The following is an 11679-nucleotide window of genomic DNA, read 5'->3' as shown; positions in this document are numbered from 1 at the left end:
CGCGGGCGTGGGCCATCTATCGCGCGTGGATGACGGCTTGATGACAATGCGGGATCGATTCAGGTTGTCACAATGGCGCGATCGACCTCGGCATTGATCCGGATCAATGAATACGCCGGCATGCTTGCCCACAGTGCCCCCATGCGCACCTCGTTCAAGCTCGCCATTGCCCTGGCCGCCACGCTGGCCGCCGCCTATGGCATCGCCCGCAGCACGCCCTACTGGTTCGCACCTCGGCAGGCCGCGCAGGTCGACATCCACGACCCGGCGCTGATCGCACAGGGGCAGTACCTGTCGCGCGCCGCCGACTGTGCGGCCTGCCACACCGCGCCGGGCGGCAAGCCGTTCGCCGGTGGCCTCGGCATGCAGACGCCGATGGGGACGATCTACTCGACCAACATCACCCCCGATCCGGAAACCGGCATCGGCGCCTACGACTATGCCGACTTTGAACGCGCGGTGCGCCGTGGCATCCGCCACGATGGCCAGCCGTTGTATCCGGCAATGCCGTACGCCTCGTACGTGATTGCCCGCGACGCCGAGATCAAGGCGCTGTACGCCTATTTCATGGGCTCGGTGCAGCCGGTGAAGCAGGACAACGCCGACAGCACGATTCCATGGCCCGCCAACATGCGCTGGCCTCTGGCATGGTGGCAACTGCTGTTCGCACGCCCACGCAGCTTCAGCCCGGATCCGTCGCTGGACGCCGGCCAGCAGCGTGGTGCCGAACTGGTGGAAGGCCTGGCGCATTGCGGTGCCTGCCACACGCCACGCGGCCTGGCGTTCCAGGAAAAGGCGATGGCCGATGATGGCAGCCGCCAGTTCCTGTCCGGTTCGGTGCTGGAAGGCTGGTACGCGAAGAACCTGCGCAGCGAATCGACCGGCCTGGCCAGCTGGAGCGAAGGTGAGATCGTCGATTTCCTGCGCACTGGCCGCACCGAACGCTCTGCGGCTTTCGGTGGCATGGCCGACGTGGTCGAGCACAGCACGCAGTACCTGTCCGACGCGGACCTGCTGGCGATGGCACGCTACCTGAAGCAGCTGCCCGCCCGCGAAGGACGCAGCGCACAGTGGTCGCCCGGCACCGACACCACCACCGCCGCACTGCGCAGCGGCGACTACCGCGTGGCCGGTTCGCTGGCCTATGCCGAGCACTGCCAGGCCTGCCACCGCGCCGACGGCCGCGGCATGCCTCGCGTCTATCCGGCCCTGGCCGGCAACTCGATCGTGTTCGCCGACGATCCCAGCTCGCTGGTGCAGGTGACCCTGATCGGCGGCCGCACGCCACAGACCCCGCACGACCGCATGGCCTTCACCATGCCAGGCTTCGAGCAGCTGCCGAATGCGCAGCTGGCACAGATCCTGACCTTCATCCGCAGCAGCTGGGGCAATCAGGCCAGCGCAGTGAGCGAGGTCGACGTGGCGCGCATGCGCCGGGTGGTGCGCGTCAAGCCGGTGCACTACGTTCCGCAGGAGGCCGCACAATGAAGCGTTCGCGCACGCGTTCCCGCCTGCTGATCGGCAGTGCGATCACCCTGGTGCTGCTGGCCGGCGCCGGTACCCTCGCTTACCGTCATCTGTACCCGGATCTGGATGCCGCCGTGACCGGCACGATCGATATCCTCGATGCACAGGGCAAGGTGGTCGGCGCCTACCATGCGCCGAGCGCCGAAGAAATCGCCGGGCTCGGCAATGCCGAGTCGGTGATGCTCGGCCGCCGCATCCTCAACGAAACCGCACGACTGCTGCCGGACAACGTCGGCAACGATCTGAACTGCAATTCGTGCCACATGGCCGAGGGCAAGCGTCCCTTCGGCAACCACTACTTCAACACCGGTGGCGGCGCCTATCCGCGTTACATGCCGCGGCCTGGCAAGGTGATCGGCCTGACCGAACGCATCAATGGCTGCCTGCAGCGTTCGATGAACGGCAAGCCGCTGCCGAAGGACGCGCCACAGATGCGCGCGATGCTCGACTACATGGCGTGGCTAAACAGTGCAGTGCCGGACGGTGCAAAAGTCGCCGCGCCAAGCGAAGGGCCCATCGACAGCACGCTGGCCCCGGATCCGATCCGCGGCCAGGCGCTGTACGCCGCGCAGTGCGCTGCCTGCCACGGCGACAACGGCGAAGGCCGGCGCGACGCCAGTGGTGACATCGCTTTCCCGCCGCTGTGGGGCGACCACAGTTTCAACATCGGCGCCGGCATGGCGCGCCTGTACAAGGCGGCCGGTTTCGTCAAGCACAACATGCCACCGGCAGTGACCCGCGAACCTCCGCTGGGGCAGCAGGTGATGCTCGACCAGGATGCGGTGGACATCGCCAGCTACTTCATCAACCAGCCGCGGCCGGACTTCGCCAACAAGGGCAAGGACTGGCCGCGCGACCCGAAACCCAAGGACGCGCGGTACTGATGCAGGCAGCAGCTGCGGGCCGTCACACAACACGGTTCCTGCATCTTCGCGTCATGCCGATGTCATTGGCGCTGCCGACACTCCGGGGCTTCCCTCTGCTGAAGGTCCGGTCTCGATGCGAACGTCTGCGCGCTTTCCCCGTGTCTCGCTGCTTGCCCTGCTGATCGCCCCCGCACTGGACGCCCTGGCCGAAGCACCGCAGGGTGACGCGGCCGAGGCGCGCAGCACTGATGCCCGTACCCTGGACCAGGTGCAGGTGATCGGCCAGGCCACCAGCTACGCCAAGACCTCGGTGCGCGCGGAAACGCTGAACCGGCAGACCGTGATGAGCAGCGTCAACGATGCACTCAACGAGGTGCCCGGCGTGGTGGTCAGCGAGGCCGATGCCACCGGTTCGTCGGTGTGGGGCACGCAGATCAGCATGCGTGGCTTCGTCACCAACCGCGATACGCAGCAGATCGGCACCACCATCGATGGCCTGCCCAACGGCGGTTCCGGTTACGGCGGCGGCTCGCTGGCCAACCGCTACATCGACACCCTCGACCTGGAAACGGTGGAAGTCAGCCAGGGCACCGCCGATATCTCCTCGCGCTCGAACGAAGCGCTGGGCGGCACGCTCAACTTCCTCACCAGCGACCCGTTGCAGGACAGCCGCCTGCGCTTCGTGGTCGGTGCCGGTGACAACGATGCGCGCAAGTACTACGTGCGCTACGACACCGGCCTGCTCGGCGGCCACACCCGCGCCTGGGTCAGCGCCTCCTCGTCGAAGGTGCACGACTGGATCGACGGCACCGGGCACGCCAGCAACGACCACATCGCCGGCAAGTTCATCACCGAACTGGACCGCTGGACGCTGACCGGCTACCTGTCCTACAACGATGCGGACGAGCCGGAATACACCAGCGTCTCACCGAAGGGCTTCGCGACCAATCCGGATCGCGACAACCTGGTCGGTACCCTCACCGGCATTCCCTACCTGGACCAGAACTACCGTTCCGGCTCGCGTGCGTTGCGCGAGAACACCTTCGGCTACCTGCGCGCGGCCTTCGACGCTGGCAACGGCTTCAAGGCCTCGGTGGCCGCCTACGGGCACCGCATGCAAGGCCGCGGCGACTGGCTGCCACCGTACCTGGCGCAGGTCAGCGATGACGGTGCCGGCCGCCCCGAATCGGAGTACATCGGTGGAAAGACCGTGTACGGCGGCAGCAATCGTGGCCAGATCTTCTTCGTCAATCCCGACGGCAGCGCCGCGCAGCGCCTGGCCAACTGCACACCGCGGCTGGGTTTCACTGCCGAATATGATCCGAACTGCTACGCCGGCAACGTGCTGGGCGCGCAGTCGTATCGCCACACCCACTACGACAACGACCGCATGGGCGTGACCGCCGACGTCGAGTGGCGGCAGACCTTCGGCACGGTCGACAACACGATCCGTGGCGGCCTGTGGGTGGAGAAGCTGGACCGATCGGCACGCCGCGACTGGCATCGCCTGCTCAACGTCGGCCAGGATATCGCCTTCGACCATCAGCCGTACTGGGTACAGTTCGAGGACAAGTACAAGGTTGACGAGCAGATGTACTACGTCGAGGACGTGGCGAGGTTCGGGCCGTTCAGCGCACGCCTGGGCGTGAAGCAGTTCTTCGTCGACCAGTCGCGCTGCCGCGTGATCGGTGCCAGCGAGCACGTCAGATCCGATTCCAGGTCCGACCCGCTGCTGTCCACCGGCTTGACCTGGGCGCCGGGCGTGGAAGGCATGGAGCTGTTCGCCGGCTTCTCGCAGAACTTCGCCGCGATTCCTTCCGGCGTGCTCGGCGAGACCGACCCGCAGCGCTTCCGCAACGTCGAGCCGGAGACCGCCGACAACATTGAAGTGGGCATGCGCATCAGCCGCTGGCCGCTGACCGCCTCGGTCACGCTGTACAACATCAAGTTCGACAACCGCATCGTCTACCTGCCGGCCGGCTTCGTCAGCGGCATTGACTACCTGGGCGAGACCGACGGTGTCTACGAGAACTTCGGCGGCGTGGAAAGCAACGGCCTGGAAGCGGCGTTCGGCTATGGCTGGGACAACGGCTGGCGCCTCAACGCCGCCTATACCTACAACCGCTCCAAGTACCTGGGCAGTGGCGATGCCGCGCGTGATACCCAGCTGGGCATCGTCGACGGCGCCAAGGTGATCGGCCAGCCCGAACAGACCCTCGTCCTGTCGGCGGACTGGCAGGGTGAGAACTGGAACTTCGGCCTGTCCGGCCGTTACCTGGGCACGCGTTATCTCGACGCCGCCAACGTCAACAAGCTGCCGTCGGCCACCGTGTTCAACGCCAACATCGGCTTCGACCTGCAAGGCCTGTCGCCGCGCCTGAAGGGCATGGGCGCCAACCTGGTGGTGAGCAACCTCACCGACAAGCGGTATCTTGCAGGGGTGGACGGCCGCGACAACGCCTTCATCGGCGCTCCGCGCACCGTCGGCATCTCTTTCCGCGTGGACCTGTGAGTGAGCCCGTGACCGATATCGGCCGACGCCGGTTGTTGCAGGCCGGCGTTGCCGCCGGCTTTTCTCCACTGCTGCCCAGCATCGCCCGGGCCGCCGCGATCGCCCCCGCCGCGCAGACGCGCAGCCTGGAAGACCTGCAGCACATCGTGGTGTTCATGCAGGAGAACCGTTCGTTCGACCACTACTTCGGCACGCTGCCGGGCGTACGTGGCTTCGGTGATCGGTTCGTCGCCCCGGCCGCCGCGCTGCAAGCTGGTGGCCGCGTCCGCAGCCTGTGGCTGCAGCCCGATGCCAGCGGCAAGCGCGCGATCGCGCCGTTCCCGCTGGATACCGCCGCGCATTTCGGCTACATGCGCGTGGAAGGCACGCCGCATACCTGGCCCGATGCGCAGCGCGCCTGGGACCAAGGTCGCATGGGGCAATGGCCGAAGGCCAAGCAGAACCATTCGATGGGCTACTTCCAGCGCAGCGACCTGCCGTTCCAGTGCGCGCTGGCCGATGCCTTCACGATCTGCGATGCCTACCACTGCGCAATGCAGGCCGGCACCAACCCGAACCGGGTGTTCCTGTGGACCGGCCACAACGATCCGCAGGCCCACGCTGGTGGCCCGGTGATCGCCAACTCGCACGACAATTTCCCTGAACAGGGTGGGCACCCGGCGTCGTACCGCTGGACCAGCTATGTCGAGCGCCTGCAGAGGGGCGGCGTGTCCTGGCAGATCTACCAGGACATGGCCGACAACTTCACCGACAACCCGCTGGCGGGTTTCGAGGCCTTCCGTCAGGCCCACCGCGCGGCGCCAGGGCATGACCCGCAGCTGCGCGCTCGCGGGGTCAGCACGCGGGGCCTGACGCAGCTGCGCCAGGACGTCATTGACGGGCGCCTGCCGCAGGTCAGCTTCATCATCGCCGACGCGGCCGGCAGCGAACATCCCGGCCCGTCCAGCCCGGCACAGGGCGCGGCCTATACCGCACGCGTGCTGGATGCGCTGACCGCCGATCCGGACGTGTGGAGCCGCACCGCCCTGCTGCTGATGTTCGACGAGAACGATGGCTTCTTCGACCACATGCCGCCCCCTGCCCCGCCTTCGCCGGTGGACGGTGGCTGGGCGGGTGTATCCTCGGTCAGCACCGAAGGCGAGTACCACCGGCACCCGGCACCGGGTGACGAAAAGTACGATCTCGCCGAACTGCGCGGGCGCCCGTACGGTCTGGGACCGCGCGTGCCCCTGTACGTGATCTCGCCGTGGAGTCGCGGCGGCTGGGTCGATTCGCAGGTGTACGACCACACCTCGGTCATACGGCTGATCGAGCGCCGCTTTGGCGTGGCCGCACCGGACATCTCGCCGTGGCGCCGCGCGGTCTGCGGCGACCTCAGCACTGCGTTCGACTTTGCCCAGCGCGATACCCGCCCGTTCGTCCGCGGCCTGCCCGACGTGAGTGCGGTTGCCGCACGCGCCGCTGCCTTGCCGGGACGCACCGTGCCCACGCTGCCAGAGGGGCTGAAACCAGCGAAACAGGAAAGCGGTGTACGCCCGGCGCGCGCCCTGCCCTATCGTCCGCAGGCATCGATTGCCGCAGTCGATGCCTCGGGTGTGGATCTGACGCTGTCCTGCGAAGGCGCGGCGGCCGTGCTGCATGTCTACGATCGGCTGCGGCTGGATGCGGTACCACGCCGCTACACGCTGCTGCCAGGTACGCCACTGCGCGAGCGCTGGCCGCTGGACGCCCAGGGTCGCTATGACCTTTGGCTGCTTGGTCCGAACGGCTTCCACCGCCACTTCCAGGGTGCGGTCAAGGCGCCTGCCGTGCAGGCTTCGATCGAGCGCGCGGACGGCCAGCTACGGCTGCAGCTGCGCAATCTGCACAACAGCGCGCAGAATGTGCGGGTGCAGGCCGGCGCCTATGCCGGGCACATGCCGGAGCAGGCGCTGGTGCTGCCGGCGCATGCTGAGGCCACGGTGGCGTGGGACGGGGCGCCCACCGCAGGGTGGTACGACCTGCGCATCGGTGCGGGCGACAGTGCACTGCGACTGGCCGGCCGCGCCGAGGATGGGCGCCCCGGCACCAGTGACCCGGCAATGGGCAGCGAGCCATTGCGGTTCGAGCACGATTGAGGAGCCCTCTGTAGAGCCGAGCCCATGCTCGGCTGCTTTGTCGGGGCAATGCGACCAGGGCGAGAAGCAGCCGAGCATGGGCTCGGCTCTACGGGGCAGATCGGCAGATTCAGGCCTCCTGCAGCCCCGGCCGGCCGTGCTCCACCGCATAGCGCTTCCAGCTCTGCAGCGCGCCATTCGGCTGCATTACGGTATCCAGCGTCTTCATGTCGCCGATCCACGCATCGCGGGTGACATCGCACAGCACGTAGCCACGCTTGTCGGTGGTCGCCTTCAGGTAGGGACTGTGCGCAAGCTGGTTCATGGCATACGCGTCCACGCCCTGGCCGTCGGCACCGGAAGTGATCGAGGTGGCGAGGAACTCGCTGGAGACCACACCCGAGTCACGGTGGTCCTGTACCAGATCGCTGGCGTAGTGGCGATGCGCGTCGCCGCAAGCGGTCACCACGTTGCCGAAGCCCACCTTCTGGATGTGATCGAGCAGGCGTCGGCGGCTGTCCAGATAGCCCGACCACTGGTCGTCGGACGACTGCACTACCCCGTCCTTCTCGCGCATGTAGTTGCCCAGCGCCACCTGGTGGGCGATGGTATGCCAGCGCGGCGCCGCATCGGCCAAGCCGTCGAACAGCCAGCGTTCCTGCTTCGCCCCCACAATGCTGCGCTCCGGCGATTCCACCTCCTCACGCAGCGCCATGTTCACCTGCTTGCTGCGGTACTGGCGGGTGTCGAGCAGGTGCAGATCCATCAGCGTGCCGTAGCGTGCGCGCCGGTACATCTGTATGTGGCCATCGCGCGGGAATGCCGTACGGCGCAGCGGCATGTTCTCGTAGTAGGCCTGGAACGCCTGCGCGCGCCGCAGCAGGAACACTTCGCTGGGCGTATCGTCCTGGTCTTCGGCGCCGGCCCAGTTGTTGTCCACTTCGTGGTCATCGAAGGTGACGAACCAGGGGGCCGACGCATGCGCGGCCTGCAAGTCGGCGTCGCTCTTGTACTGGGCGTAGCGGCGGCGGTAATCATCCAGCGTATAGATCTGCGGGCCGACGTGGTTGCGCAGGTTGGTGAACGGCTGGCCGTTCATCTTCCGCGGGCCCGGCTGGCTTTCGCCTTCGTAGATGTAATCGCCATAGTGGAAGACGAAATCGAGCGGTTCCTCGGCGATGCGTCGCCACGCGGTGTAGTGGCCTTCTTCGTAGTGCTGGCAACCAGCCACCACAAAGCGCACCCGGTCCACCGCTGCCGTGGCTGACGGCAGCGTGCGCGTACAACCCACTGCGCTGGCGTGGCCGCCTACGGTGAAGCGGTACCAGTAGGGCCGTCCGGGCGCCAGCCCGTCCAGCTCCACGTGCACCGCGTGGCCGAGTTCGGGATGCGCGAGGGCCGAACCCTGGCGTACCACCTTGCGCATGCCTTCGTCTGCTGCCAGCTGCCACTCGACCACCATCGGCCGGGCCGGCATGCCACCACCGAACACCAGTGGCTCGGTCGCCAGCCGTGTCCACAGCACCATGCCATCGGCCGAGGGATCACCAGAGGCCACGCCCAGGGTGAAGGGCGTGCTGGCAAAGCGCGGCGAGGCCAGCAGGTTGCGTGGGTTCAGTGCAGTGGCGTCGGTCTGCGCGGCCAGTGCGCGCGCCGTGCCCATCCAGGCCCCTGCGGCCGACAGGCCGGCCAAGGCCAGGAATCGCCTGCGATTGATCGTCTCCACGGATGCCCCCTCAGTTGTAGATGATGTGGAAATAGAAGAAGCGGCCGTAGTCGTCGATCTCGGTTCGGAAACGCCCGTTCGGACCGGTGCTGTAGGTTGGCTGGGTGTTGAACAGGTTCTTGGCCTCGTACTTCAGCGTTACGTGCTTGCCGACCTTGTGGCTGAAAGCCATGTTGAACGTCATGTATGGGTCGTAGTACGAATCCAGCCATTCGGTGTCACCGAAGTCGACCAGCATCCGGCTGCGGTAGGTTCCGGACAGGCGCAGTTGCGAGCTCTTCCACGGCATGCGCCAGATCACTGACCCATTGAGCGACCAGTCCGGCTGGTACAGCAGGCGGTCCAGGCGCCGCTCGGTGCCATCGGTGATGCGGTAGTTGGTCTGGCCTTCCAGACGCGTCGCGTTGAAGTACATGTCGAAGCGCTGGCGGCCCCACTGCAGATTGCGATTGGCCACCGCGAACTCAACGCCACGCAGCTTCGACTCGTCGGTGTTCATCGGCTGGGTGACCCGGTAGCGGGTGTCCCCCACGTTCTCGAACGTGGTCAGGGTGTAGATATCGTCCTTGATCACCTTGTCGAACAGCGCCACCGAGACCAGGCCATTGTTGCCGTTGAAATACAGGTCCCACGCCAGGTCGACGTTGGTGGAACGGCGCGGCTGCAGGTTGGCGTTGCCCTGCTTGATGGTGCAGAAGCCCCTGCCCTCCTCGTCATCGCCACAGCTGGTGCTGGTGGCCTGGGCGATGTTGCTCGGCGTCGGCCGGCCCAGCGTACGGCTGGCGGAGAAGCGCAGGCGCTGGTCCTCGCTCAGCTTGAACGTCGCATTCAACGAAGGCAGCAGGTTGTTGTAGCCACCGCTCGTGTTGCGGAAGGCGGAGGTATACGTACTGCCGCCATCATCGCTGAACGGGCTGTAGGCATTGAAGCGGGTGTGGTCGTAACGCAGGCCGCCGATCAGCAGCAGCCGGTCCCAGGCGTAGTGAGCGGACACATAGGCATTGGTGATGTCCTCCACGTACTTGTAGTCGCTGGTGAAGTTGGCATTCGGATACGCCGCATTGTTGTTGCCCAGCTTCGGCAGCAGTTCCTCGTTCCACTTGCGGTTGTCGATCAGCGGGAAGCCCGGCACGCTGCCCAGCAGCGTCGAACCCGGATACAGGTAATCGTTGAGCGTGGCACTGCTCTTGAAGTAGTCGAAGTCGATGTCCTGCCAGATCTTCAGGTGGCGGTACTCGGCGCCGGTGGCCAGGCCGAAGCCACGCGCATCGGCGTCGATGTTGTAGCTGAAGTCCGCGCGCAGGTTGTCGATGCTCTCCTTGGCATCGCGTGGGGAGACATAGGCCTGCGCCGGATTGAGCTTGAACGCGGAGCTGGTCAGCAGGCTGGAATCAGAAACCGCTACCGCGTTTGGGAACCCGTGACTGTCATTCTCGTAGTCGACGAACAGATTGCTTGGATAGGCGCGCACGCCCCAGTAGACCTGGTTGTTGTGGAAGGTCTCTTCGGTGTGGCCACCACGCAGGGTCAGGCGCGAACGGTCGCCGATGTCCCAGTTGAAGCTGGCGATGGCGCCACGGTTGCTGCGGTCCCAGCGGTCGTGGCGGTTCTTGATGTAGATGCTGTTGATCTGGGTGGTACCGCTGTCCTCGGTCTGGTTGCGGATCGGAAACTTGGCGTTGCCATACAGATCCGTCTTGTTCATCGTCGAGTTCTCGTAGAACCGGTACGAGTACAGCAGCAGCGATGCGTAGAACGGATCATCCGAGGGCTTCCACTCAAGCTTGGCGGAGCCACCGAAGTTGGTGATGAAGTTGGTATAGGTGCCGGTACTGAAGTTGCCAGGCGCACGCAGGCCGTTCCAACCCTTGGCCTCGTCCGGACCCGTGGTGCCGTCGGTGAGGTATTTTCCAGCGTCGTTGTAGTAGTAGTTCGACTCCACCCAGCGCTTGACGCTGTTGCGTGAACGCTGCTCATAGCGTGCCACCGCAACGATGCCGAATTCCTGGTCGGCGCCGAACTGGTTGGAGAACACCATCTTGGCACTCTTGCCGAAATGGCCCAGGGTCTCGTGGTTGCCGCCGGCACTGCGCTCGACGTTGGTCTCGGCTGTGGAATAGATGCCTGCCACATCGGCAAACACGTACCTGCCCGACCGGTCGAAGGCGCTGCGGCTGATGATGTCGATCACACCGCCGATCGCATCCGGTGCCTGCTCCGCGCTGAAGCTCTTGTAGATGTCGGTTCGGGTACCGATGTCGCTGGGAATCAGCTGCAGATTGTTCATGCGCTCCCCGGAGCCACTGCCCCCCACGCTGGCGATCGCGATGCCATCGATGGTGGTGTAGTTGAGGTTGGCCTGCACGCCGCGCACGGTCACATAGCGTGGTTCGCCGGCATCCTCCACTGCACTCAGGCCTGGAGCGGCCATCAGGCTCTCGGCCAAGGTCTCGTCGCCGTAGCTGTCCATCTCGTCGTAGACCACCGAATCCTTGATCACCGGCGACGACTTCTTCTGGTCGATGACCTCATGCGCGGCAATCACCTTCACCGTGCCCAGGGTCGGCGCCAGCACCGCCCCGGCCTCGCGCGGCATCGGCGCGGCTGGCTTCGGCGCATTGCGTGCGGGTGCCGGATCGATGGCGATGACATTGCCATCCACCACGGTGTAGCCAAGGCCGGTACCCGCCAGCAGTGCGTCCAACGCCTGCTTGACGGTGGCGCCCCGCGGCACAGCCCCGGCCATGTGCGCTTCACCGCTGCCCGAGTACAGGAACTGCACGCCGGAACTGCGCGACAGCTGCTCAAGCGCACGTGCCAGCGGTTGCGCCGCGATCGCCGCCGACACGCGGGCTTCAAGGCCATCGGCAGTGGCCGCGGCCGCGGCCGCCATTGGCACGCTGCAGGGAGACAGGGCGAGGATGATCGACAGGTAGAGCGTGTTGCGCATCA

At 66.0% G+C, this 11679-nt stretch carries 6 protein-coding genes; 4 read left to right on the top strand and 2 right to left on the bottom strand.

Features of this window, described 5'->3' with window-relative positions:
* Window positions 1–141: 141 nt before the first annotated feature.
* From ACSDHM_RS06360 to ACSDHM_RS06345, 4 genes are all read left to right on the top strand, one after another.
* A complete protein-coding gene (locus ACSDHM_RS06360; protein ID WP_439426969.1) occupies window positions 142–1488 on the top strand; it encodes a c-type cytochrome in 1347 nt (448 codons plus the stop codon).
* Window positions 1485–2411: a c-type cytochrome gene (locus ACSDHM_RS06355; protein WP_227837788.1), complete on the top strand. Its 927-nt coding sequence runs from the start codon at window positions 1485–1487 to the stop codon at window positions 2409–2411. Before ACSDHM_RS06360 ends, ACSDHM_RS06355 begins: the two co-directional genes overlap by 4 nt.
* A gap of 115 nt (window positions 2412–2526) precedes the next feature.
* Window positions 2527–4905: a TonB-dependent receptor domain-containing protein gene (locus tag ACSDHM_RS06350; RefSeq protein ID WP_439426768.1), complete on the top strand. Its 2379-nt coding sequence runs from the start codon at window positions 2527–2529 to the stop codon at window positions 4903–4905.
* A gap of 8 nt (window positions 4906–4913) precedes the next feature.
* Entirely contained in the window at window positions 4914–7022 is a 2109-nt protein-coding gene (locus ACSDHM_RS06345) for a phosphocholine-specific phospholipase C (RefSeq protein WP_227837792.1), read from the top strand.
* Between the two features lie 109 nt (window positions 7023–7131).
* Here the strand turns inward: ACSDHM_RS06345 and ACSDHM_RS06340 are convergent, their stop codons facing one another.
* Entirely contained in the window at window positions 7132–8727 is a 1596-nt protein-coding gene (locus tag ACSDHM_RS06340; protein WP_088497753.1) for an alkaline phosphatase D family protein, read from the bottom strand.
* 10 nt (window positions 8728–8737) lie between these two features.
* Window positions 8738–11677 carry a TonB-dependent receptor gene (locus ACSDHM_RS06335; protein ID WP_188241242.1) on the bottom strand — a complete coding sequence of 980 codons (2940 nt, stop codon included), beginning with the start codon at window positions 11675–11677 and terminating at the stop codon, window positions 8738–8740.
* Between the last annotated feature and the right edge of the window lie 2 nt (window positions 11678–11679).

This window comes from Stenotrophomonas sp. T8 (assembly GCF_051853085.1).
Classification (GTDB): Bacteria; Pseudomonadota; Gammaproteobacteria; order Xanthomonadales; family Xanthomonadaceae; genus Stenotrophomonas; species Stenotrophomonas sepilia.
This window is presented reverse-complemented; position numbering and strand designations above follow the sequence as displayed.

Coding starts and splice junctions, on each gene's coding strand:
- ACSDHM_RS06350 (WP_439426768.1), top strand. CDS start 2,527: ATGCGAACGTCTGCGCGCTTTCCCCGTGTCTCGCTGCTTGCCCTGCTG.
- ACSDHM_RS06355 (WP_227837788.1), top strand. CDS start 1,485: ATGAAGCGTTCGCGCACGCGTTCCCGCCTGCTGATCGGCAGTGCGATC.
- ACSDHM_RS06335 (WP_188241242.1), bottom strand. CDS start 11,677: ATGCGCAACACGCTCTACCTGTCGATCATCCTCGCCCTGTCTCCCTGC.
- ACSDHM_RS06360 (WP_439426969.1), top strand. CDS start 142: ATGCGCACCTCGTTCAAGCTCGCCATTGCCCTGGCCGCCACGCTGGCC.